Raw genomic sequence first — 21689 nt, 5'->3', positions numbered from 1 at the left:
GCTACAACACCCGCAGGAGACACTCCACGCTCAGCTACCTCAGCCCCATCGACTACGAGCAGCAGACCACCGCTAGAGTGCTGCTCGCCGCATGACAGCCGGTGTCCACGCTTCGGGGTGAGCCCCCTGGGTCATGGCGCGTGCGGGGTCGGTGCGGGCGAGCACGTATGGAGCACGCAAACGCTAGACGAAAATTCTAGAACGCATCCGATCCCGCATAGTCGCAGGTCAGACCATGATCAAAGCGCGCCCTGCAGGATTCGAACCTGCGACCGTCGGATTAGAAGCAAGATCTTTTAGTGCCGCGCCGTGCCGTTAGGTGACGGTTCGTGCCACCTCAATGCGTTTTGCGTGTCAGGCAATGCCGGGTTCTGACGGCGTGTGACGGGGCATACGAGCACGCACCGAGCACGACGGTACTCTACCGGCCCACCATACCCATCGTCGCCTCAGCGGCGCTTGAATTTAGCTTGCCGCTAAGGAGCCTTGTCGACCAAATTCATGATGCGGTGACCTGTTCACGGGGTGAGATTGCGCAGTGTGGTGACCATCAGCGACCATTTGCTGTCGGAGAAGTACGAGCCGTTGTCGTCCGTCCAGAGGATCACCGGCTGTCCCTCCCGGTCGAGCGTCATGGCCAGGCCATCGCCAGGCCCGTTGCGCATGCCGGTCACCGCGGTACGCGAGCAATGGCCATCGGCGCAGGACCTGGCGTGAGTCGCCGGCCGGAATCGTCAGAAACGGTAGTGCGCGACCGTGGTGCCCAGCCTGGAGAAGGCCGCGCTGAGCGCCGACAGGCGGGTCCACAGGCGCAGGGCCGTCGGGAACTGGTCGACCTCGGGCTCCCGGGTGAGCAGGATGTGCCGGATCAGGGTCAGTCGCGGGTTCCACCGTACGGGGTCGAGGCGGTCGAAGCCGGGGGACTTGAAGAGGGGGACCAGGAATTGGCTGCCGGAGTAGTGTTTCGCGGCCCAGACGGTGAATCGGGTGTAGACGTTGAACGCGATCTCCCCACTGGGAAAATGGCTGGTGAGACGGCCCAGCAGCGTGATCATCTCTTCCTGGGAGAGGAAGGGCAGCACGCCGTCGGCGACGATCACGGCGGGACGGTCGGCGGGCAGCGCCTCCAGCCAGCCGGGCTCGGTCAGGTCCGCGCCGATGGTGTGCGTGTGCGGCCGCTCGGGGATGACCCGGTGCCGGGCGTCCACGATTTCTGGGAAGTCGACGTCGTACCAGTCCGCTGTGGGTGGAGGGTCGATGCGGAGGGCTCGGGTGTCGAGGCCGGCTCCCAGGTCGATGCCGATCGCGTCGGGGTGGCGGGCGATGAACCGCTGCGCGATCTCGTCCAGTTTCTTGGCGCGCTGGGCGACGTCGATGGCCGAGGCCGCGCTCCAGCGGAGTTTGCGGTGGTCGTAGCCGGTCTTGTGGATGATCTCGTAGGCCATGCGGTCGCCGAGTATGGGGCTTGGCAGGCGGCTGTCGAGCGCCCGGCCGCACAGCGTCACCCACAGGGTTTCCTGCAGCGGGGTCAGGGTAGGAAGGGTCACTCCCATGATGTCCTCCAGGCTCAGGTGGTGGGCATGTCGCGTCGGGTGAGTCCGGCCAGGCCGGCCGCGACGAGGGCCGCCGCGACGACGGTCATGACGATCAGTGGCGTGGGCGTCATGACCCCGCCGGGGAGTTTCGGTACGTGCTCGAAGACCGACAGGTTGATGACCCATCGGTCGAGCTGCAACTCCCCGCCGACCCAGCCGAACAGCATGCTCACCATGGCCACCGCGAACGTGCCGGCGACCAGCCGGGGCAGCAGCCCGAACAGCGCGAACGCGATCCCGGTGAACACCCACACCACAGGGAGCTGCACGAGTGCGGCGGTCAGGAGGCGGGGCAGCTCACGGGCGATGTCGCCGGTGTTGAGGCCGTGCGTCAGGCCGGCGGCCGCCCCGAAGGCCACCACCCCGAGCGCAGGACCGAGTAGCGCGAAGGCGACGTGGCTGCCCGCCCAGTGCAGCCGGTTGACCGGCGTGGCCAGCAGGGGCTCGGCCCGACCGTCGCGCTCTTCGTTCCTGAGCAGCAGCGCGGACTGGATCGCGAAGAAGGCGCTGACCAGGCCGAGCATGGTCATCATGGGAGCGAGGAACTGGTCGACGAGCGTGCCAGGACCGCCGAGCCGGGCAAGTACCTCTCGCGCCACGGCACCGCTGTTGTCCATCAGCGCGCCGAGGCTCGCCGACATCGCGCCGATCACCAACCCGACCAGCGCGAGCCCCGCGATCCTGCTGATCAGCGGCCCGCGGTGCAGCCGCCAGGCCAGCGCCAGCGGGCTGCGCAGGCGGGGTCCGGCGGCGGCCGGGCCCAGGCGGGCCTGGAACATGCCGGCGCCGAGGTCGCGCCGATCCGACAGCGCCACGGCCAGCACGATCAGCGCCAGCACGGCGCCGGCCGCGAGCGCGAGGACCCACCAGCGTTCGCCGCTGTAGGGCCGCAGCGCCTCCGCCCAGCCGAGCGGCGTCAGCCAGGACACCCAGGCGGGCCCGTCACCGGACTGCGCGGCGATGTCGCCGACGCCGCGCAGGAGGATCGCGGCGCCGAGCGTGCTGATCCCGATGGCGCGCGCGCCGCCCGCGCCGGTCGTGAGCTGCGCGGTCACGGCGCCGATCGCGGCGAACGCGCAGGCGGCCACCGTGAGCCCGAGTCCGAGCGCCAGGGAGCCGGCGGCGGGCAGGCCCTGGCCGATCAGCGCCAGCGCCGAGGCTATGCCCAGGACGAGGGCGGCACCGCAGGTGACGATCAGGGTGGCGGCCAGGTCGGCGTGGCGGGACACCGCTGTGGCCCCGACCAGTTCGCGCCGTCCGGCCTCTTCTTCCGTACGTGTGTGCCGGATGACCGTGAGCAGCGCGAACAGCGCGACCATGAACGTGACGAATCCCGACCGCCAGGCGACGAGCTCGCCAAGGCTGGAGCCGTTCAGCACGCCGTAGGCGATGGTGAAGGCCCTGGTGTGGACGCTGGTCTCGTAGTAGTGCTGACGGGCCTCGGCCGTGGGGTACGCGCCGGTGAACGCGCCGACGAACACCACCGGGATCATGCAGATGAAGGCCACCCACAGCGGCAGCAGCACACGATCGCGCCGCAGCACCACGCGGATGAGCTTTCCCGTGCCGGCGAACGCGTTCATCGTCCTGCCTCCGCGTGCCGGCCCTTGACGTTCGCGGTCGCGCGGTCGTAGTGCCTCAGGAACAGCTCCTCCAGCGTCGGAGGCTGGCTGACCAGGCTGCGCACGCCGGCCTGGGTGAGGTGGCGAAGTGCGAGGTCCAGCGCGGCGGCGTCGACGCTGAAGCGTACCCGGCCGCCGTCGGCGCGCAGGCCGTGCACACCCGGCAGGCCGGCCAGCCCGTCCGGTGGGGCGGCCAGTTCGGCGTCGATGGAGGTGCGGGTGAGGTGCCGCAGCTCGGCCATGGTGCCGGTTTCGACGGTACGGCCGTCGCGGATGATCGTGATCCGGTCGCACAGCGCCTCGACCTCGGAGAGGATGTGGCTGGACAGCAGCACCGTACGGTCACCCGCGCGCCGCACTTCCTGGACCGTTTGCCGGAAGACCTCCTCCATCAGCGGGTCCAGGCCGGAGGTGGGCTCGTCGAGGATGAGCAGCTCGGCGTCGGAGGCCAGAGCCGCGACCAGGGCCACCTTCTGCCGGTTGCCCTTGGAGTAGGTGCGGCCCTTCTTACGCGGGTCGAGGTCGAAGCGCTCGATCAGCTCGTCCCGGCGCCGCCGGTCAAGCCCGCCGCGCAGCCGGCCGAGCAGGTCGATGGCCTCACCGCCGGACAGGCCGGGCCACAGGGTGACGTCGCCGGGCACGTAGGCCAGGCGGCGGTGCAGCTCAGCGGTCTGTGTCCAGGGGTCGCCGCCGAGCAGCCGGGCGGCGCCCGCGTCGGGGCGCATCAGGCCCAGCAGGATCCGGATCGTGGTGCTCTTGCCCGCGCCGTTGGGCCCGAGGAAGCCGTGCACCTCGCCGGTCCGTACGACGAGGTCGAGGCCGTTCAGTGCCCGTGCCGGGCCGAACGACTTGACCAATCCAGCCATGGAAATGGCATCAGTCTCAGTCATCATGGATGTCCTTGTGTGGTGATGGGGAGAGGGCTAGAGATCGTCTCCCTGCTGGGCCTCCCAGGCGGTCTGGGCGGCTTTGAGCATGGTGTCGTCGGCGTACAAGCCGTGGGTGTAGATCTCGAGCATGGGCAGCCCGATGCGCCGCAGCACGTCGGGGCCCATCCGCTCGAAGCCGAGCGCGCGGGTCAGGGGCGGCGCCATGGTCAGCGTGGCCAGGCTCACCAGCACGGTGAGCACGGCCAGCGCCCGCACGTCGGAGGACTGGCGCATCGAGCCGCCGGCGATCCCGTCCCGGAAGAGCTGCTCGGTCTCCTCCACCAGCGTGTTGACGAACGTGGTGGCCGCGGAGGAGTCCTCCTCGATCGCGCGCACCATGTACTGCACATGGAGGCGGTACTCCTCCGAGCCCGACAGATATTCCTGGGACAGATCCCGCACGCCGACCAGGTCAGCCGCAGTCCGGGCCCTCCGCACCAGGATCTGCAGGACGTGCTCGTCGCAGACGCTCCGCAGGTTGTCCTTGCTGCCGAAGTGCCGGATGACCAGGGCGGCGCTCACCCCCGCGGTGGCCGCGATGGCGCGCAGGTTCGTCTTCTGGAAGCCGTCGCGGGCGAAGTGCGCGATGGCGGCGTTACGGATCTTGGCCTGGGCGGTCAGATCCGCCGATGTGGCTGAACACACGTTTACTATAGTAAACACGTGTTCAGTACCGTGGCAACCGGGGTCAGAACGTGGTGAGGATGATCTTTCCGTGGACGTCCCGTCGTTCCAGAGCGCGGTGCGCCTCGGCGGCCTCGGAGAGTGGGAAGCGGGCCCCGATTCGTGGCCGGATGTGACGCCCCAGTGCGAGCTCGAAGAGGTGCGTGAGTAGTGCCTGGTGCTGGGACGGGTCCGTGGCGATCTCCCGGGGCAGCGTGCAGAGGGCCGTGCGCTTGCCAGGCAGCAGGTTCAGCATTCTGTTGCGCAGCGCGCCGCGGATAGTGTCGGCCAGCACGTGTCCTGGTCGGCCCATGAAGGCGTAGCTGACCAGCACGCCGCCCGGCGCCAGGAGACGATGGTTGGCGCGCATGCTGGCGCCTCCGAGGTGGTCGTAGACGATCCGGACGCCTTCGGGGTGCTTGGCGCGTACGACCTGGGCGACGTCCTGGCGGCGGTAGTCGATGGGCACGATGTCGTAGTCGCGCAGCCGGTGCAGGCTACGCTCGGAGGCGGTGCCGTACATGACTAGGCCCCGGTGAGCGCCGAGTTGGCACAGCGCGTCGCCCACGCCGCCGGTCGCGCCGTGGATGAGCACGGTGTCGCCAGGGCGGGCTCGGCCGTGGCGGTCAGGAGGCTCAGCGCGGTCAGGTAGTCCAGTGGAAGGGCGGCCGCCGCCAGGGTGTCGAGGCCATCCGGTACGGGGGCCAGCAGCCGGACTGGCAGGTTGGCGTATTCCCTGTAGCCGCCCATCCTGGTCAGGCACGCGGCGACCCGGGCGCCGGCGACCAGCCAGGGCGGTGCCGGATCCGCGTGGTGGTCGACCACCTCGCCCACGAACTCGTATCCGGGGGTGAACGGCAGCCGGCACTGGAAGATGCACTCGCCCTTGCGCGCCATCAGCCTTCAGCCGTGTCCGCAACCCCAGCGGCTTCTGGCTCTGGCCGGGCTCGGCCACCAGGCGCTCCTGCTTCCGCCCTCGACCGCTCATCCCGGCATACAAGAACACATCTCCCCGCTACACGGTGTACACCCCGGCGACGTATCTGACCTGCCGGACGGAGACCGGTGGCGCGGTCACATCAAACGCCACGATCAAGGACGTCGTCCGCTTTCTGCCGTTCTTGTCGACGCTCTCAAGCGGCTGGACAGAGTCGATATCCGTGATGATCAGGCTGGTCGGTGAGCCGGTGACCCTCCAGGATCGCGCGAAATCGGGCGGCGGGAAGTGCGTAGGCGACGCAAGGTTGCAGGGCTGTCACCGTGGCCGAGCGCCTGCCGCCGTCGATGGCTGCGATCACGCCGACCACCTCCCCGGGCCCGCGTACGGCCAGAAGCACCTCGGATCCATCCGGCTCGCTGCGGGTGACCTTGATCTTGCCTGCGGTGAGGCACAGTACGAACGCGCCCGTCTCACCCTGCCGTACCAGGACGTCTCCGACGGCGTAGGACCGAGCCGCGCCAGCCCTGATCAGCCCCTCCCACGCCGGCATGGGTAATGCGCCGCCGAGCCCTCGGACGGGTGACTCAACGTTGGCCATCTTCTCCGTATACCTGGGCTCGTGAACTCCATCAAGCCTCAGGCGGAGCATCAGCCGGCTATGAGACGACGTCAGCTACGGGGATTACGGAGTCGACCATCCAGGCACTCCCCCGGCAGACGACAAGTGGTCGCCCCCGAACCTGCGTTACACGGTCGGACGGCAATGATTTCTGTACTACTACAAGTCGCGGCAACATGGGCTTCTTCGAGCTCTACAAGAGGCTGGTTGGCTCCTCGGATTGGCCGACCTATGGTACGGGCTTCTCCTGGGGTGACGAGCAGATCGCGAGGGCGGCGGTCCCGCAACCGGGAGGCGTGTGCTCGCACCGCCTCGACGATGAACTCGGCGACCTGCCGGGAGGGGTGGGCGGCGTCAGCGACTTCGAAGTACAGGGCGTACTGCTCCTCGTCGCCGGCTGTGACGGCCCAGACGCCGTATTCGTCCTTATCCAGGTTTGATGGGCCGGGAACGACGGCTTAGGACGCCAGGTCGACGGTGCCGATCTGATCAGGAGTAGGAATCGGTGGCTGCATCGCAACCTTCCTTCTGCTCGGACTGGGAAGATGACGCGTTGAGAGCGGCCTCCCATGGTGGCGGAGGCGGCACGTGATCGCCAGTCTTATCGCTAGAGCGGAGGTCAGGATTCCATCTGACGGCTCGGGACGACCAGGGGTGAGGGCCAGCGCCCGGCTCAACCTGAGTTCCCCGCACCCTGGGCACTTGCCCTGAGGTCATCCCCTGATCGAGTGCGGGCCCTGGCTGGCGCGTCTGTCGTCGCCCACCGTGTGAGGTGCAGGTGGGACAGATGACGAAGACTCGTGTGCAGGTCAGCAGGCGATGCGGCTGCGTGGATGCGGAAACAGGACGTCAGCGAGGGGTGACGTGTCCGCGTCTGCCGGTAGATGACGACCATGGCAGCTGGTATTTCGCGGTGCAGGTGCGCGGCCTGGACGGGCAGCGGCAGCGCGTCCGCCAGGGCGGTTACGCCGACCCCGAGGAAGCACAGGCGGCAGGCCGTGCCCTGGCCGCTGCCGACCATGACGGCGCAGGGGCCGGATGCACCCTTGGACAGTGGCTGGCGCGCTGGCTGGCCACCAAGGACGCCCTGCGTCCGTCGACTCGGCAGGGCTACGCCACCCATATCCGCCTCTACCTCATCCCGCAGCTGGGACGGGTCCTGCTCCGCCAGCTCACCTCTCGCGATGTCAACGGACTGCTCGCGACGCTGGCGTCCCACCCCTCGCCGACCGGCCGTCGGTTGTCACCCGCCACCGTGGTGCGGATTCACGCCACCTTGCGGACCGCGCTGAACGCGGCGGTGCGCGCCCGGCTGCTCCCCATCAACCCGGCCAACGGCGCCGAACTCCCCCATCCCCGACGACCACATCCGGTCGTCTGGACCGCCGGACGGACCGCCCGGTGGCAGCAAACAGCAGAACGTCCGGCGGTGGCGGTCTGGACCGAACAACAGCTCGCGGCCTTCCTGACCGGCGTCGCGCAGGACCGCCTGTACGCCGCCTGGTGGCTGGCCGCGCTACGCGGATTGCGCCGCGGTGAGCTGGCCGGGCTACGCTGGACGGACGTCGACCTGCAGACTGCGGAGCTGACAGTGGCGCAGCAGCGGGTGCACACCGATGGTCACGTCGTGGTCGGCCCGCCGAAGAGCGCCGCCAGCTGCCGGGTGGTGGCCCTGGACGCGGAGACCGTGCGGGTGCTGAGACGGCACCGCGAGCGCCAAAAGGAGCTGAGCGCGACGGCGGGCACACGCTGGCAGGACTCCGGGTACGTGTTCACCACCGCGGACGGCGAGCCGCTGCGACCGGACTACCTCACCGGCCGGTTCCGCCGACTGGTGACGACCTCCGGACAACCGCCCATCCGGCTGCACGACCTGCGACACGGCGCCGCCACCCTCGCGCTGGCCGCGCGCATCGATCTGAAGGTGGTGCAGGCCATGCTCGGGCACGCCAGCATTGTGCTCACCGCCGACACCTACGTCTCGGTGCTACCGGAGGTGGCCCACCAAGCCGCCAGGGAAACGGCCAGGCTGGTGCTGAACGCCGCGTCCGCGCTGGGGCGGCCGCTGGGCGGCTGACTCAGCTTTGCCCCACATTTGCCCCATGCTGCCCCAGCGCACGGGCGTGGCCTGAGTTTGCCCAGGTGGAGAAGCGCGCCCTGCAGGATTCGAACCTGCGACCGTCGGATTAGAAGTCCGGTGCTCTATCCAGCTGAGCTAAGGGCGCTCCCGCCTTATTGTGCATGATCCGGCGACTTGTCATGCACACGTTTTCCCCGTGTCAGCCCTTGAGGGCCGATCACCCCCCACATGAGCAGCGTGACCACGGCTGTCTAGCCGACGGCACACCTGGCCACATCGGCTCCAGTGAGGATATCGGAGTTGCCGGGCGGAGGGGAAAACCGGAGAAGGCCGCATGGCGCGCCTCAGGTCTTCTGGGGGGATCGGGTTGCGACTGAGGGCTGGGCAGAGCGTCCGTGAGTGGTGGCGTGTGGGCTTGTTCTGGATTTGCGCCGGGGGCGATGTGGGGCCGCAGCACGGGGGTCGTGGGTTGGTCGGTCGGGCCTCGATGGCAGCGGAGCTCGCATGCAGTGGGACTCGGGGGGTTGGGTGGAGCAGCGGGATGCGGGGGTGGAGGTGGGGAGGGGTGGGTGAAATGGCTGGATGGTGAGGGGGCGCGGGGGATGGGAAATAGCGGGCGGGGGTGTTGGGGAAGGGTCTAAGCTGTCTTGGCATGGTCGCGACGCTCCTGCATGAGATTCCCTTGCAGGGCGGGGACGTGACTGACGGGGTGGTGCGGGTTGGGGATACCGTGCGCAGACCGGCCAGTACGTCGACACCCGCCGTGCATGCCCTGCTCAGGCACCTTGAGGCGGTCGGGTTTGAGGGCGCGCCCAGGGTGCTGGGGATGGATGGGCTTGGGCGGGAGATTCTTACCTTTGTGCCCGGTATAAGTGGGTTACGTGTTGAAAGTGTGGCTGATGGGGCTTTAGCCGGTATTGCGGCGTTGTTGCGCGAGTATCACGATGCGACCGTTGGGTTTCCGCTGACCAGTGGTGGGTGGGGCGGGGGGTCGAATGATGACAGGGCGCCGGAGGTCATCGGGCATTGTGACTTGACGCCGGAGAATGTGATCTTTTCCAGGGGTGGGCGGCCTCGGGCGATGATCGACTTTGATCTGGCTCGGCCGACCACCCGGCTCTTCGACATCGTGACCACCCTGCGGCACTGGGCACCGATTGCCGATCCCGTCGATCGGCACCCGCTCCTTCGCAATCTTGACGTCGGGGCTCGCCTCCGCCTGTTCTGCGATGCGTACGGGGTGTCGCCCCGTGACCGCCGCCGCCTCCTCGAACTGGCCAGGGCCCGCTTTCATCGCTCTTACACCATCATGCGCACCCGCGCCACGGCCGGGGGTGCTTGGGCCCGGATATGGGCGGATGGTGCGGGTGAGCGCATCCGGCGCGCGACTGCCTGGCTGGATGTCCACGAAGATGAGCTTTATGCCCATTTGGTATGACCCCCTGGGCCTCGCTCTCGGCGTGGCCCTCGACCAGTTGCTCGCCGATCCCCGCAGCGCCGCCCACCCGGTCGCGTTGTTCGGGCGTGCCGCGGCGGGCCTGGAAAGATCCCTGTACGCGGACAGCAGAGCGCGGGGAGTCGTCCACGTCGCCGTGTGCGTCGGGTCCGTGGCCGCCCTCGGTGTGCTGGCCCAGCGGGCGCCTGGGCGCGCAGCCCGTACGGCCGTCACCGCCGTCGCCACCTGGGCCGTGCTCGGCGGCACCACGCTCGCCCGTGAGGGTGAGTACATGGCCGATGCCCTCGAACGCGACGATCTGGAACGCGCCAGGGCCCGGCTCCCCCACCTCTGCGGCCGCGACCCGGCCGGCCTGGAGGCTCCCGAACTGGCCAGGGCCACGGTCGAGTCGCTGGCCGAGAACACCTCCGACGCCGTCGTGGCCCCGCTGTTCTGGGGGGCGGTGGCGGGGGTGCCGGGGTTGCTGGCGTACCGGGCGATCAACACGCTCGACGCCATGATCGGCCACCGCTCCCCCCGCTACGAGCGCTTCGGCTGGTTCGCGGCGCGCCTCGACGACGTGGCGAACTACCTGCCCGCCAGGGTGACGGGTCTGCTCACGGCCCTGACGGGACCGAACCCCGGTCGCGCCCTGGCGATGCTCATGAGAGACGGCCATCGCCACCCCAGCCCGAACGCCGGTAGGTGCGAGGCGGCGTTCGCCGGTGCGCTGGGGGTGACGCTGGGCGGTACGAACGTGTACGGCGGCCGTACCGAACACCGGCCCACCATGGGCGACGGCCCCAAGCCCGATGTCAAGGACATCCGCCGGGCCACCCGCCTCACCCGGGCAGTGAGCCTGGCAGCCGCCGGAGCAGCCGTCCTCACAGCATGGACCCTGAATCGAGTCGCGAACAAGAAACAACCCTCCTGAGGGCACGGGTATACGACGGCCCTGAGGCGGGGGCCAAATGGCGGTCCGGGGGTCGTGGGCGGCCGTACGGCGTCCCCGAGATACGTAACCGGCCATACGACTACCAAAGGAACGGCGGGCGGTAATGACCTGAAGGGTCGAATTCACATGACGCGGTTCAGGTTGACCACCAGCCAGATCACGAACAGCGCCAGCACGGTGATCCCGATCATCGACCTGGCCGCGTTGTGCGCGACCTCCTTGCGGGCCGTGACCTGCCTGGCGCTCTGCTTCCACACCTGGCGCATGACGATCATGTTCTGGTAGCGGCGGCCGAGAGCGAACACGGCGAGTGCGATAAGGACGAATAGGATGATGCGAATGTCTGCAGATGCCACGGAGATCCCCCTGTGGGCTTTGAAGACTCATCCCCCGAGATGTTAGAAAATCATGATACTCGTACGGCCACGATTTGTGATTTGAATTTACGGTTCGAGATCGACCACGATCGGTGCGTGGTCAGAAGGGCCCTTTCCCTTTCGGGCCTCGCGATCGACGTACGCCGAGCGCACCCGGCCCGTGACCTCCGCGCTCGCGTAGACGAGGTCGATCCGCATCCCCTTGTTCTGGTGGAACATCCCGGCCCGGTAGTCCCAGTACGTGAACGGGTGCGGCCCCTTCATCGGCGTGGGCACCACGTCGTGCAGCCCGAGGGCGCGCAGCTCGGCCAGCGCCCCGCGTTCGGCGGGCGTGACGTGGGTCGAGCCGACGAACAGCGCGGGGTCCCACACGTCGGCGTCCGTCGGTGCCACGTTGTAGTCCCCGCAGGCCACCAGCGGCGCGGCCACCTCGGCGGCGAGCGCGTCCCGTAGCGCGGCGAACCAGGCCAGCTTGTAGGCGTAGTGCGGGGAGTCGAGCGTGCGGCCGTTGGGCGCGTACAGCGACCACACCCGCAGCGTTCCGCAGGTCGCGCCGATCGCGCGCGCCTCGGTACGGGCCACCCCGTCCCCGCCGAGCTCCGCGAAGCCGGGCTCCCCGGGGAAGCCCGGCGTCACCTCGTCCAGGCCCACCTTGGACAGGATCGCGACGCCGTTCCACCGCCCGTCGCCGTGGGCCGCGGCGGCGTACCCCAGCGCGCCCACCTCCGCGTAGGGGAACGCCGCCGCGGAGCACTTGGTCTCCTGCAGGCAGACGATGTCGGGGTTCGCCTCGGCCAGCCATTCGAGCAGGCGAGGCAGCCGTGCCTTGACCGAGTTGACGTTCCACGTAGCCAGGCGCATCCCTACAGACTGCCACCGGCCGGCGCCGCTCGGGACCGCGCCCCCATCCCGCAGCCGAGGTCAGGCGGGTGCGCCTCGAAGGTGCTGGGGGACGAGGGCAAGGTGTGTCAGATCAGGCCGGTGCGGCGGGCCAAGGCGGCTGCCTCCACGCGGCTCGTCGCGCCCAGCTTGGCCATGATGTTCGAGACGTGCACGCCCGACGTCCTGGCCGAGATGAACAGCCGCTCCGCGATCTGCTTGTTGCTCAGCCCCTCGGCGACGAGCCTGAGCACCTCCAGCTCCCGCGCCGACAGCGCGAGCTCGGTGGTGAGGCCGACGCGCAGCGTGGCACCGGTCGCCTCGATCTCCCGCCGCAGCGGCTCCGCGCCCAGGGCGTCGGCTATGGTGGCCGCCTCGCGCAGCAGCTCGCGGGCGTTCGCCCGGTCCTGCTCGGCGGCTCGGACCAGGGCCTGCCCCAGCGCGTACGGCTGCCCGACCGAACGCCAGGCGGTCACCGCCTCCGCCCAGGATCCACCACACTCGGCGCGGAACGTGGCCCGGTGCGCCTGCTGTACCCGCCCGGTCGTGGCGATGCCCGCGGGCGCCTCGCGCAGGCGGCCGATGCGGGCCGCCAGCACCAGCAGCGGCCAGGCGTAGCGGCGGCTCAGCGTGAGATCGTGCTCGGCCAGCACGTGGCCGGCCACCCGCCGAGCCCGCTCCAGGTCGGCCCGGGCCACCGCGAGGCGGCATTCGAGCAGGTCAGGCTCCAGGCACGAGTCGTATCCCCGCGAGCGCCCCCGCATCAGCGGCCTGGCCAGCCGCAGGATGTCGTCGGCCTCGGCCAGCGAGCCCTCCCAGACGGCGACGGTGCCGAGCACCATGAGGATCCAGGCCCGGTGGATCGGCGGCGGGTCGAGCGCGAGCGCGGCCGTCATGACCTCGCGGGCCTCCTTCCAGCGGCCGAGCGAGGCGAGCGGCTCGGCGAGGTTCGCGGCCAGGTGGGCGCCCCTAGAGCGGGCCAGGCCCAGCCGCCCGGCCCTGGCGATGCCCTCGCGGGCGACGGACTCGGCCCTGGCGTGCTCGCCCGCGGCCTCCAGCACGTCGGCCTGGCTGGCGTAACAGGCGAGCAGGCTGTGGTCGTCGGGAGCGCCGGCCCTGGCCTCGGTGTACAGGCCGGTCGCCGTCTCCAGATCGCCTTCCAGCGCGGTGAGCGCGGCCAGCGTGGTCAGCGACCTGGTGTCACCGAGCGCGAGCGCCTCCTCGGCGTGGGCGCGGGCCTCGGCGTCCTGGCCGTTCCAGTAGAGGGTGGTGGCGAGCGCGCCGATCAGCCTGGCCTCGCGCGGTGCCAGGCGTACGGCCTCGCGCAGGTCGTCCAGGCCCTCCTCGCCGAGCAGGTCGCGAATGGCCACGCGCAGTTCCAGCAGGTGCGCTGCCCGCAGCGGGTCGTCCACCTGGTCGAGCGCCCGGGTCGCGAGGTCCTCCGCACGCTTGGCGTCGCGGCCGCATGACGTTGCGCAGCAGGAACACCAGCAGGTCCCGGCTGGCCTGGTCGGCCCAGTGCAGGTCCTCCAGCACGAGCACCAGGGGGCGCCGCTCCGCCGCCCGCTCGATCAGCAGCAGCGCCTCCTCGAACAGCCGGGCCCGCCCCAGGTCCGGCAGCTCCTCGGCCTCACCCAGCTCGGGCAGCAGCCGGGCGAGCCCCCGGCGTCCGCCTCCCGGCACCAGCTCGGCGCCGTACTCCCTGATCAGGCGGCGCAGCACCGGCACGAACGGCGCGTACGCCGTCCCGCTCGGATCGGCCCCGCCCTCCGCCACCAGCCCGTCCACCCCCGCGACGAACTCGTGCACCAGCCGGGGGTTCGGGCTGGTGCTCGGGCACAGCGGCTATTCGGCCGGGTTCGCGCTGGTCGCGGTGCTGATGGCGGCCACGCTGCCGCTGGCCAGGGCCGGTCGTACGGGTACGCCCCAGCCGGTCGCCCGGTGACCGTCAGTGGCGGGTGCGTTCGACGCCCACGGTGATCTCGGAGCCGAGGCGGCGGCCGGTGAGCAGCTCCAGGTCGTCGCCGCTCCAGAACCTGCCGGGGTCGTACCAGTTGGGGCGGCGGCGGACGGGCAGCAGCCCCATCGCCTCGTAGGTGACGGCCACGACCTCGGCGCAGTAGGCGCTCTCCAGCGTCCGCTCGCCGCCGTTCCCGCGCGGGACGCGTCCCCTGAACCAGCGCGCCGCCATACGGGCGGTGGACGGGAACGGAGTGCCGTCGAGCCTGGCGACCGTACGCAGGGCGGCGTCCTCCATCTCCAGCGTCGCCTCCGGTTCGAGCTGGCGCAGCCAGACCCGCTGGTCGTACCGGTCGACCCAGACCTTCACCGCGTCGCGCAGGTCGTGCAGTTGCACCCCGCGCTGGTGGGTGCCCGACCACAGGTCGGGCAGTGACCTGCCGAGCTCGGCGTGCCACATCATGGGTGGCAGGTCCTCGATCACGACGGCCATGCCGACGTGGTTGACCGGGCTGTTGGTCATCGTCTGGATGGCGCGGTCGGGCACCGAGCGTCCGCGGAAGATCCACAGGTCACCGGTCCTGGTCACCTTGACGGCCTCATCGAGAGTCAGCACACCGTTTAGCCTAGGCACATGCGCTGGTGGAAGATGCTGGGTCTGGCCGGAATCATGGGCGTCGCGGCCACGGGGGTGGTGATCGCGCGCGCCGAGCGCCGCCGCCGCGCCTACACCCCCGAGGAGATCAGGACACGCCTACGCGCGCGCGTCGAGGGAGCGCCGCATCAAACACGAGGGAGCGCCGCCGTCTAAAGGAGCGGCGGGAGCGTGGCGGCAGCGGCGTGGTTCAGCTCGCGGGGCGCAAATCGTAGACGAAGACGACGTCGGGGTAGGCCGGGTTGTCGTCGTAGCCCTGCACCCCGCCCAGGTAGGCGCGCCGGTAGTTGACCACCCACGGCAGCACGGCGGCCACGCGTTGGTCGAGCACCCGCTTGGTCACCTGCTCGTACGTGCGCTGCGCGGCCGTCCGGTCGGTCACGGTCAGCTCGGGCAGTGTGTCGAGTTGCGCGTCCAGGTCATGGTCGTTGAGGTAGGTCAGGTTGAAGACCGGCGGGTTCGCGCTGTGGAAGACGTTGCCGAAGTAGGAGTAGCCGTCGGCGTAGTCGGGCCACCAGTACATGACGAAGATGTCCTGCCCGCGCTTCTTGCCCAGGTCCCACTGGTCGGTCCAGGGCATCGCCCTGGCCTCGACGGTGACGTTGAGCGTCTGCAGCGTCCTGGTCAGCTTTGTGGCGAGCAGGCGCCAGTCGGCGTCGCCCTCGCCGTACGTCATGCGCAGCCGCAACGGCCGGCCCCCGGGCCCGTATCCCGCGTCCTGCAGCAGGCGGGTGGCGCCGGCCAGGTCCTGCCGGGGGACGCGGCCGGGCACGTGGCCCACCAGGCCCTCCGGGACGACGCCGCTGGCCGGCCTGCCGGCGCCCTTCAGGTTCTTGATGAGCCCCTGGTAGTCGATGGCCTTCTGGACGGCGCGGCGCACGCGTATGTCCTTCATGGGGCCGCTCGCGGTGTTGAACAGCATCATCGCCGTCTGGAACGAGGGCCGCGCCGAGGTGCGCAGGCCCGGCGCGGCAGCGGCCTCGGCGAACCGGCGCGGGGCGAGCCGGGGCACGAAGCTGGCCTCGCCGCGTTGCAGCAGCCGCCATGCCCGCTCGGGATCGGGCACGACCTGGAACTTCACGATGTTGTAGTGCGGTGTGCGCCACCCGCCCCAGTATTTGCCGTACGCCTTGAGCGTGAGCTCCTCCTCGTCACCGTTCCGCCACCCCGCCACCGTGTACGGCCCGGAGCCGGCGTCCCGGCCCGCCTGGAACCACTCTCCGAGGTCCGGGGCCGCCTTCGTGTCGTAGATGTAGGCCGCGTACCCGGAGGAGGCCACGAGGTCCAGCGGCACCGGGTACTTCAGCGCGAACGTCACCGTGGTGGGCCCCTCGGTCCTGATGGAGGAGACGGCGTCCCAGATGTAGGAGGCGCCGGTCCTGGCGCTCATGGTGCGCTCGATCGACGTCTTGACCGCCGTGGCGTCCAGCGGCCTGCCGGTGTGGAAGGTCACGCCGGGCCGCAGGTTGAACGTCCACGTCCGGCCGTCCGACGAGGCCCGCCACGAGGTGGCCAGGCGTGGGGCGGACTTCTTGGTGACGGGGTCCCAGAAGGTGAGGGTCTCGTAGACGTTCTGGAAGGCGACGATCTCGTTGGAGTAGGACGTGCTGGGGTCCCACTCGGTGATGATGTCCAAATTCTTCAGGTAGACGAACGTGGACGCGCCGGCCGGCGCGCTGGGCGTCTCCGCCGCGGGCGCCGAGCAGGCCGCGAGGAGCATCAGCGCGGCGGCCGCTGCGAGACGACGGCGCAACGCAACTCCCTCTGTCGGCATGTACGCGGGGAAACCTACTCCAAGATCATGAGAACCGGGGTGTCGTACCCAAAAGTCCCGAAAAATTGGGCATTCTGGTGATCGAATTGCTATCCTCGGGGCTTGTCCCGTCCGGGGTTGCCAGCAGGGGACCGACCGGAGTGAGGTGCCATGGGTCGTAGCCGAACGATCCGCATGAAGATCATCGGACTGCTACTCGTGCCACTGAGCTCCATGGTGGTGTTGTGGGGGGTCATCACTGCGGTAACCGCCGGGGAGAGCCTGGAACTGCGTGAATACAAGACACTCTGGACGAACCTCCGTGTTCCCGCGTACAAACTGATCAACGAGATCCAGAATGAGCGGCTCGCCTCGGCCAAGCTGCTGCGTGACCCGGCGGAGGCGCCGGCCGTGACCGCGCAGCGCAAGCGCACGAACACGGCCGTGACCACGTTCAGGCGTCTTTCCAGCGGTTCAAGGGACAGATCGGAAGAGATCCGCACACAGGTGGATGCTGTGTACACGCAACTCGACAGGCTCGAATCGATCCGAGGAGAGATCGACATGGGTCTGTCCGACCGTCTGCACAGCTACGAGGCCTTCAACGCGGTCATCGACTCGCTCTTCGGCCTGCACCGGCGGGTCGCGATCATCGACGACATCCCGATCTACGAGCAGTCCCGCGTGCTCATCGACATCGCCTACGCCAGGGAGCTGCTGACCAGGGAGCAGGCCATCGCGCTCGGGCCGGTCACGACGGCGGAGCGGCGGCAGTTCACGCAGATCGTCGGCAACCGCCGCTTCCTGATCGACCAGGCGCTCAGCGAGCTCGACCCGTCACTGCGCGAGCCGCACATCAGCTTGATCACCTCCCCCGCCTACCAGCGGATGCGGATGATGGAGGACCAGATCATCGCCAACCGCACGCCGCGGGGCTATCTGGCCGCCACGGAGGGGCCGGCCAAGGCGTTCCTGGAGGTGCAGATGCGGGCCAGCACGATGCTGAACGGGCGCGCGGACCCGGTGGCCGACCAGGTGCTGTCGAGGGCGTTCCTGCTCGCGGGCACGGCGCTGGCGCTGGTGATCGTGTCGATCGCCTTCTCGCTGCGCATGGGCAACCGGTTGTCCAAGGAGCTGGGCGCGCTGCGGCTGGCCGCGCTGGAGGTGGCCCAGGAACGGCTGCCGCACGTGGTGGCCAAGCTGCGCAAGGGCGAGAAGGTCGAGATGCCCGAGCTGTCGGTGGCCAGCACCACGGTCGAGATCGACGACGTCGGGCAGGCCTTCTCCACCGTCCAGCAGACCGCCGTGGAGGCCGCCGTCGGCCAGGCGCAGCTCAGCGAGGGCGTCGGGCACGTGTTCCGCAACCTGGCCCGGCGCAGCCAGACGCTGCTGCACCGCCAGCGCATCCAGCTCGAGGACATGCAGCACCGGGCCACCGACCCGGAGGCGCTGGACGACCTGTTCCGGCTGGACCACCTGACGACCCGCATGCGCCGCCACGCCGAGGGCCTGATCATCCTGTCGGGCGCCACCCCCGGCCGCGGCTGGAGCAAGCCGGTGCCACTGCTCGACGTGGCCCGCGGCGCGGCCGCCGAGGTCGAGGACTACCAGCGGGTCACCGTCGAGCCGATGCCCAGCCAGCGCCTGGCCGGGCCCGTGGTCGGCGACGTGATCCACCTGATTGCCGAGCTCATCGAGAACGCCACCGTCTATTCGCCCGCGCACACGCCGGTCATCGTGCGCGGCGAGGTGGCGGCCCGCGGCTTCATCTTCGAGGTCGAGGACCGCGGGCTCGGGCTGAGCGCAGAGGAGCTGGCCGATCTCAACGAGCGGCTGGCCAGCCCACCGGAGTTCGACCTGGCCGACAGTGACCGGCTCGGCCTGTTCGTCGTCTCCCGCCTGGCCGCCAGGCATGACATCCGCGTGACGTTGCGCGGTTCACCATATGGAGGGACCACCGCGATCGTGTTGATCCCGGATGAGCACGTGGCCGAGCCTGAGGCCAGCGTGACGAAGGAGCCCGCTCGTCCCATGCGGGTGGTGCGAAGTGACTAAGGGGCCTAACGAGCGCTGGCTGGACGAGGACGCCGGTCCGATCGTCCCGGCGTATCTGCTGACCCGGGGCCGTACCGTGCCCGCGAGCAAGGCCATCGACCTCATCGCGGTGATCATCACGGCCGGCGGGCTGACCCCGCCGGTCGGCCTCGGGCCCGAGCATCTCATCATCCTGCAGAAGTGCACCAGGCCGACCCGGCTCGTGGACGTCGCGGCCGAGCTCAACCTGCCCATCGGCGTGGTGAGGGTGCTGGTCGGCGACCTGCACGCGCAGCAGCTCGTGCAGGTCGAACTGCCCCCGCCCGCCCCGGACGCGACGGTGCTGCTGGAGGTGATCAGCGGGCTGAAGGCGCTGTGACGGCCGGGCGCCGGTTGAGGGCGCCGTAGACGGCCGCGAACAGCGCGGCCACGGCGCCCGCCGCGGCCGCCACGCCGAAGACCCACTGGTAGCCCGCCACGCCCGGCTGAGCGGCCAGCAGGGCGGCGATCACCGCGCCCGCCGTGCTGGCGCCCACGATCCGCACCAGGGCGTTGACGCCCGCCGCCACGGCCGTCTTGGCCGGGTCCACGTGCTCGACCGCCATCGTGCCCAGCGCCGCGTATCCGACGCCGAGGCCGATGCCCATCAGCGAGGCGGCCACGTACAGGTCGGCCGGGCCGTCATGGGAGAGCACCAGCCACAGGCCGCCCAGCCCGGTCACCGCCGACCCCGCGCTCACCATGGTGGAGGCCTGGAACGTACGCATGAACCGGCCCGCGAACAGCGAGATCACCAGCATGAACAGGGTGCTCGGCAGCAGGTAGAGGCCGACCTGCAGGGTGGAGGCACCGAAGCCGCCGGCGCCGGCGGGCGCCTGGGCGAAGCCGGACATGCCGGTCATGATGGTGAAGAACGAAAACCCGAGCAGCATCGAGGACACCGTCGCGCCCACCGTGCCCCGGTGCACCAGCATGGACATCTCCACCAGCGGCTCGGCCACCCGGAGCTCCACCACCACCCAGACGGCGGCCAGCAGCACCGCGGCGGCGAACAGGCCCAGCACGCCCGCCGAGGTCCAGCCCCACGAGCCGCCCTCGCTCACGGCGAGCATGAGCGCGACCAGCCAGGCGGCCAGCAGCGCGGCGCCGAGCAGGTCGGGGCGCCCCTTCCCGGCCGGGGCGCCGTCGCGGACGAGTACGGCGACGACCACGGCGGCCACCAGGGAGATGCCGCCCATGATCCAGAACGCCAGGTGGAAGTCACCGGAGGCGAGACCGGCCAGGATCATGCCGCCGCCGCTCCCGAAGCCCATCGTCGCGCTGAGCACGCCGATCCCGGTCGCGAGCTGGTTTCTGGGGACCGTGTCGCGTACCACCCCGATCGACAGCGGCACCAGCGCGGCCACGAAACCCTGCAACACCCGCGCCACGATCAGCATGGCCAGCGAGGTCGCCAGGGCCGCCAGCACGGAGCCGATCACGAGGAGGGCCAGCGCGCCCAGGATCATGCGGCGCCTGCCGTACATGTCGCCGAAGCGCGACAGCAACGGCGTGGCCACCGCGGCGACCAGCAGACTCAGCGTGAGCGTCCAGGTCACGGAGGTGAGTGAGGTGTTCAGCTCCTGCTGCAGCACGGGAAGCAGCGGGACCACCGCGGTGTTCTGCAATGCGGCGATGGAGGCCGCGAAGGCCAGGGCGACCACGGCGGGCCAGGGGTTCTTGCTCGTTGTCTCGGTAGATGCGGCGGGTGCGACCACAGTCGCCATGTCCGGCTCCTCTTAGCTAACTTAGGTAAGCAACCGGAAAACGGTAACACATACGTAAGTTAGGTAAGCAAATAGATGGACGCAGACCTCAACGGCACGGTGGCGGCCTTTCGCACACTCGTGACCACACTCAATCGCGGCAAGACACACGAGCGACTGACCGAGGTGGCCGGCGTCCGGCTGGATCGGCCCGATCTGCAGGTCCTCATCCACCTGCTGGACCTGGGCGAGCCGCGCCGGATCGGCGCGATCGCCGAGGGGCTGCAGGTGGAGAGCCCGCACGTGACCCGGCACGTCGCCGCGCTGGAGCAGCGCGGCCTGGTCGAGCGCGTACGCGACCCGGACGACGGCAGGGCCTGGCGCATCGCGCTCACCGAGGAAGGGGCCGAGGTCGCCGCCCGCTGCCGCAGGGTGACGACGGACTGGTTCGCGGGCGCCCTCACCGACTGGTCCGAGGCGGACAGGGCGGAGCTGTCCCGGTTGCTGCGGAAGCTGTCAGAGGATCTGAGCAAGCATCTGAGGGCCCAGGCCGTCATCAAGTGACGTGGTCGCCGGCGAGGGTGTCCTCCGCCCGGTGACAGGCGACCTGGCGGCCCGCCACGTCCCGCAGGGCGGGCTCCCGCTCGCATTCCGGCACCGCCAGCGGGCAGCGCAGCCGGAACGGGCACCCCGTCCCGGCCGGCACGGCCTCCGCCCGGCCCCTGGCCTCGGGTGGCGGGCCGCCGAGTCTGGGTACGGCGTCGCGCAGGGCCCTGGTGTAGGGGTGGGCGGGGTTCGCCAGCAGGTCGCGGGTGGGGCCGGACTCGACGATCCGGCCCGCGAAGAGCACGTGCGAGGTGCGGCAGAGCCGCTCCACCACGGCGAGGTTGTGGGTGATGAGCAGGCGCTCGGTGTCCAGGGACGCCAGCAGATCCAGGACCCTGGCCTGGACCGTGACGTCCAGGGCGCTGGTGGGCTCGTCCAGGATGAGCAGGCGGGGGTCCACGGCCAGGGCTCTGGCGATCACGACGCGCTGGCGCTGGCCTCCTGAGAGCTGGTGCGGCCTGCGGGTGGCCAGGCCGGGGTCGAGGCCGACCTGTTGGAGCAGGTCCGCGACCCGTTGCCTGGTGCCGGGCCGGGCGCTTCGGGGCAGGGCCTCGGCGACGGAGGTGCCGACGCGTATCCGGGGGTCGAGGGCCTCGGCCTGGAAGACGGGCTGGACGTCCTTGCGGAACTTCCTCAGGTCGGCTTTTTTCAGTGTTTGGTCGCCGTACCAGATATTTCCGGACATGGGGGTGAGGAGGCCCAGGAACGCGCGGGCCAGGGTCGTCTTGCCCGAGCCGCTCTCCCCGATCAGGCCGACGCCGCCCTCGGTGATGTCCAGGGTCACCTCGTGCACGACCGGGCGGTGGCCGTACCCGAGCGTCACCCGCTCGGCCCTGAGCATGG

24 protein-coding genes and 1 tRNA gene are annotated in these 21689 nt (G+C 70.0%); 9 read left to right on the top strand and 16 right to left on the bottom strand.

Annotated elements, in window-relative coordinates; all coding sequences use genetic code 11:
* Positions 1-518: 518 nt before the first annotated feature.
* The 8 genes from ABGB18_RS34735 to ABGB18_RS34700 all read right to left on the bottom strand — a co-directional run bounded on the left by ABGB18_RS34735 (position 519) and on the right by ABGB18_RS34700 (position 6347).
* Positions 519-665, bottom strand: coding sequence for a hypothetical protein (locus ABGB18_RS34735; RefSeq protein ID WP_347699891.1), 147 nt, complete (start codon positions 663-665; stop codon positions 519-521).
* A 69-nt stretch (positions 666-734) separates the two neighbouring features.
* A complete protein-coding gene (locus ABGB18_RS34730) occupies positions 735-1553 on the bottom strand; it encodes a class I SAM-dependent methyltransferase (RefSeq protein WP_347699890.1) in 819 nt (272 codons plus the stop codon).
* Positions 1554-1567: 14 nt separating this feature from the next.
* On the bottom strand, positions 1568-3178 hold the full coding sequence (locus tag ABGB18_RS34725) for an ABC transporter permease (protein ID WP_347699889.1): 1611 nt from the start codon (positions 3176-3178) through the stop codon (positions 1568-1570).
* Positions 3175-4083 carry an ABC transporter ATP-binding protein gene (locus ABGB18_RS34720; protein WP_347699888.1) on the bottom strand — a complete coding sequence of 303 codons (909 nt, stop codon included), beginning with the start codon at positions 4081-4083 and terminating at the stop codon, positions 3175-3177. Before ABGB18_RS34720 ends, ABGB18_RS34725 begins: the two co-directional genes overlap by 4 nt.
* A gap of 57 nt (positions 4084-4140) precedes the next feature.
* Positions 4141-4791: a TetR family transcriptional regulator gene (locus ABGB18_RS34715; protein ID WP_347699887.1), complete on the bottom strand. Its 651-nt coding sequence runs from the start codon at positions 4789-4791 to the stop codon at positions 4141-4143.
* A 43-nt stretch (positions 4792-4834) separates the two neighbouring features.
* A complete protein-coding gene (locus tag ABGB18_RS34710; protein WP_347699886.1) occupies positions 4835-5332 on the bottom strand; it encodes a zinc-binding dehydrogenase in 498 nt (165 codons plus the stop codon).
* Between the two features lie 2 nt (positions 5333-5334).
* The gene (locus ABGB18_RS34705) at positions 5335-5706 is read right to left on the bottom strand and encodes a hypothetical protein (RefSeq protein WP_347699885.1); all 372 of its coding nucleotides are present in this window, start codon (positions 5704-5706) and stop codon (positions 5335-5337) included.
* Positions 5707-5942: 236 nt separating this feature from the next.
* A complete protein-coding gene (locus ABGB18_RS34700) occupies positions 5943-6347 on the bottom strand; it encodes a cyclic nucleotide-binding domain-containing protein (RefSeq protein WP_347699884.1) in 405 nt (134 codons plus the stop codon).
* A gap of 197 nt (positions 6348-6544) precedes the next feature.
* Between ABGB18_RS34700 and ABGB18_RS34695 the strand changes: the two genes are divergently transcribed.
* Complete coding sequence (locus tag ABGB18_RS34695; protein WP_319709412.1) at positions 6545-6808, top strand: hypothetical protein; 264 nt, start codon at positions 6545-6547, stop codon at positions 6806-6808.
* A gap of 419 nt (positions 6809-7227) precedes the next feature.
* Positions 7228-8445 (top strand): site-specific integrase, encoded by a 1218-nt coding sequence (locus ABGB18_RS34690; RefSeq protein WP_347699883.1) that lies wholly within the window; start codon positions 7228-7230, stop codon positions 8443-8445.
* Between the two features lie 74 nt (positions 8446-8519).
* Here ABGB18_RS34690 and ABGB18_RS34685 read toward each other — a convergent pair.
* Positions 8520-8593 (bottom strand) — tRNA-Arg (locus tag ABGB18_RS34685).
* Between the two features lie 507 nt (positions 8594-9100).
* Here ABGB18_RS34685 and ABGB18_RS34680 point away from each other — a divergent pair.
* Positions 9101-9886: an aminoglycoside phosphotransferase family protein gene (locus ABGB18_RS34680; protein ID WP_347699882.1), complete on the top strand. Its 786-nt coding sequence runs from the start codon at positions 9101-9103 to the stop codon at positions 9884-9886.
* Positions 9870-10817: a cobalamin biosynthesis protein gene (locus tag ABGB18_RS34675; protein WP_347699881.1), complete on the top strand. Its 948-nt coding sequence runs from the start codon at positions 9870-9872 to the stop codon at positions 10815-10817. Before ABGB18_RS34680 ends, ABGB18_RS34675 begins: the two co-directional genes overlap by 17 nt.
* Before the next feature lie 143 nt (positions 10818-10960).
* Here the strand turns inward: ABGB18_RS34675 and ABGB18_RS34670 are convergent, their stop codons facing one another.
* From ABGB18_RS34670 to ABGB18_RS34660, 3 genes are all read right to left on the bottom strand, one after another.
* Positions 10961-11143 (bottom strand): hypothetical protein, encoded by a 183-nt coding sequence (locus ABGB18_RS34670; RefSeq protein ID WP_347699880.1) that lies wholly within the window; start codon positions 11141-11143, stop codon positions 10961-10963.
* A 138-nt stretch (positions 11144-11281) separates the two neighbouring features.
* Positions 11282-12076, bottom strand: a complete 795-nt coding sequence (locus ABGB18_RS34665; RefSeq protein WP_347699879.1) for an exodeoxyribonuclease III — start codon at positions 12074-12076, stop codon at positions 11282-11284.
* Between the two features lie 107 nt (positions 12077-12183).
* Positions 12184-13506 carry a response regulator transcription factor gene (locus ABGB18_RS34660; protein WP_347699878.1) on the bottom strand — a complete coding sequence of 441 codons (1323 nt, stop codon included), beginning with the start codon at positions 13504-13506 and terminating at the stop codon, positions 12184-12186.
* A 53-nt stretch (positions 13507-13559) separates the two neighbouring features.
* Here ABGB18_RS34660 and ABGB18_RS34655 point away from each other — a divergent pair, with 53 nt between their 5' ends.
* On the top strand, positions 13560-14039 hold the full coding sequence (locus ABGB18_RS34655; RefSeq protein ID WP_347699877.1) for a hypothetical protein: 480 nt from the start codon (positions 13560-13562) through the stop codon (positions 14037-14039).
* Positions 14040-14042: 3 nt separating this feature from the next.
* On the opposite strand, the gene ABGB18_RS34650 is transcribed toward ABGB18_RS34655, so the two are convergent.
* Positions 14043-14669 (bottom strand): hypothetical protein, encoded by a 627-nt coding sequence (locus tag ABGB18_RS34650; protein ID WP_347699876.1) that lies wholly within the window; start codon positions 14667-14669, stop codon positions 14043-14045.
* Between the two features lie 18 nt (positions 14670-14687).
* On the opposite strand from ABGB18_RS34650, the gene ABGB18_RS34645 reads away from it, so the two are divergent.
* A complete protein-coding gene (locus tag ABGB18_RS34645; RefSeq protein WP_347699902.1) occupies positions 14688-14864 on the top strand; it encodes a hypothetical protein in 177 nt (58 codons plus the stop codon).
* Positions 14865-14898: 34 nt separating this feature from the next.
* Here the strand turns inward: ABGB18_RS34645 and ABGB18_RS34640 are convergent, their stop codons facing one another.
* A complete protein-coding gene (locus ABGB18_RS34640; RefSeq protein ID WP_347699875.1) occupies positions 14899-16461 on the bottom strand; it encodes an ABC transporter substrate-binding protein in 1563 nt (520 codons plus the stop codon).
* A 195-nt stretch (positions 16462-16656) separates the two neighbouring features.
* Here ABGB18_RS34640 and ABGB18_RS34635 point away from each other — a divergent pair, with 195 nt between their 5' ends.
* Positions 16657-18516 (top strand): nitrate- and nitrite sensing domain-containing protein, encoded by a 1860-nt coding sequence (locus ABGB18_RS34635; RefSeq protein WP_347699874.1) that lies wholly within the window; start codon positions 16657-16659, stop codon positions 18514-18516.
* Positions 18509-18874 carry a DUF742 domain-containing protein gene (locus tag ABGB18_RS34630; protein WP_347699873.1) on the top strand — a complete coding sequence of 122 codons (366 nt, stop codon included), beginning with the start codon at positions 18509-18511 and terminating at the stop codon, positions 18872-18874. The genes ABGB18_RS34635 and ABGB18_RS34630 overlap by 8 nt, the downstream gene beginning before the upstream one ends.
* Here ABGB18_RS34630 and ABGB18_RS34625 read toward each other — a convergent pair.
* Positions 18852-20261, bottom strand: coding sequence for an MFS transporter (locus ABGB18_RS34625; RefSeq protein WP_347699872.1), 1410 nt, complete (start codon positions 20259-20261; stop codon positions 18852-18854). The two genes, ABGB18_RS34630 and ABGB18_RS34625, sit on opposite strands and share 23 nt — an antisense overlap.
* A 75-nt stretch (positions 20262-20336) precedes the next feature.
* Here ABGB18_RS34625 and ABGB18_RS34620 point away from each other — a divergent pair, with 75 nt between their 5' ends.
* Positions 20337-20804 (top strand): MarR family winged helix-turn-helix transcriptional regulator, encoded by a 468-nt coding sequence (locus tag ABGB18_RS34620; protein WP_347699871.1) that lies wholly within the window; start codon positions 20337-20339, stop codon positions 20802-20804.
* Here ABGB18_RS34620 and ABGB18_RS34615 read toward each other — a convergent pair.
* Positions 20797-21687, bottom strand: a complete 891-nt coding sequence (locus tag ABGB18_RS34615; protein ID WP_347699901.1) for an ABC transporter ATP-binding protein — start codon at positions 21685-21687, stop codon at positions 20797-20799. The two genes, ABGB18_RS34620 and ABGB18_RS34615, sit on opposite strands and share 8 nt — an antisense overlap.
* Between the last annotated feature and the right edge of the window lie 2 nt (positions 21688-21689).

This window comes from Nonomuraea sp. B12E4, assembly GCF_039871825.1.
Lineage (GTDB): Bacteria > Actinomycetota > Actinomycetes > Streptosporangiales > Streptosporangiaceae > Nonomuraea.
The sequence above is the reverse complement of the archived record's forward strand: the minus strand, read 5'-3'. Positions and strand labels throughout refer to the sequence as shown.

Coding starts and splice junctions, on each gene's coding strand:
- ABGB18_RS34735 (WP_347699891.1), bottom strand. CDS start 665: ATGCGCAACGGGCCTGGCGATGGCCTGGCCATGACGCTCGACCGGGAG.
- ABGB18_RS34730 (WP_347699890.1), bottom strand. CDS start 1,553: ATGGGAGTGACCCTTCCTACCCTGACCCCGCTGCAGGAAACCCTGTGG.
- ABGB18_RS34725 (WP_347699889.1), bottom strand. CDS start 3,178: ATGAACGCGTTCGCCGGCACGGGAAAGCTCATCCGCGTGGTGCTGCGG.
- ABGB18_RS34720 (WP_347699888.1), bottom strand. CDS start 4,083: ATGGCTGGATTGGTCAAGTCGTTCGGCCCGGCACGGGCACTGAACGGC.
- ABGB18_RS34710 (WP_347699886.1), bottom strand. CDS start 5,332: ATGTACGGCACCGCCTCCGAGCGTAGCCTGCACCGGCTGCGCGACTAC.
- ABGB18_RS34705 (WP_347699885.1), bottom strand. CDS start 5,706: ATGGCGCGCAAGGGCGAGTGCATCTTCCAGTGCCGGCTGCCGTTCACC.
- ABGB18_RS34700 (WP_347699884.1), bottom strand. CDS start 6,347: ATGGCCAACGTTGAGTCACCCGTCCGAGGGCTCGGCGGCGCATTACCC.
- ABGB18_RS34695 (WP_319709412.1), top strand. CDS start 6,545: ATGGGCTTCTTCGAGCTCTACAAGAGGCTGGTTGGCTCCTCGGATTGG.
- ABGB18_RS34680 (WP_347699882.1), top strand. CDS start 9,101: ATGGTCGCGACGCTCCTGCATGAGATTCCCTTGCAGGGCGGGGACGTG.
- ABGB18_RS34675 (WP_347699881.1), top strand. CDS start 9,870: ATGCCCATTTGGTATGACCCCCTGGGCCTCGCTCTCGGCGTGGCCCTC.
- ABGB18_RS34665 (WP_347699879.1), bottom strand. CDS start 12,076: ATGCGCCTGGCTACGTGGAACGTCAACTCGGTCAAGGCACGGCTGCCT.
- ABGB18_RS34655 (WP_347699877.1), top strand. CDS start 13,560: ATGACGTTGCGCAGCAGGAACACCAGCAGGTCCCGGCTGGCCTGGTCG.
- ABGB18_RS34645 (WP_347699902.1), top strand. CDS start 14,688: ATGCGCTGGTGGAAGATGCTGGGTCTGGCCGGAATCATGGGCGTCGCG.
- ABGB18_RS34635 (WP_347699874.1), top strand. CDS start 16,657: ATGAAGATCATCGGACTGCTACTCGTGCCACTGAGCTCCATGGTGGTG.
- ABGB18_RS34625 (WP_347699872.1), bottom strand. CDS start 20,261: ATGGCGACTGTGGTCGCACCCGCCGCATCTACCGAGACAACGAGCAAG.
- ABGB18_RS34620 (WP_347699871.1), top strand. CDS start 20,337: ATGGACGCAGACCTCAACGGCACGGTGGCGGCCTTTCGCACACTCGTG.
- ABGB18_RS34615 (WP_347699901.1), bottom strand. CDS start 21,687: ATGCTCAGGGCCGAGCGGGTGACGCTCGGGTACGGCCACCGCCCGGTC.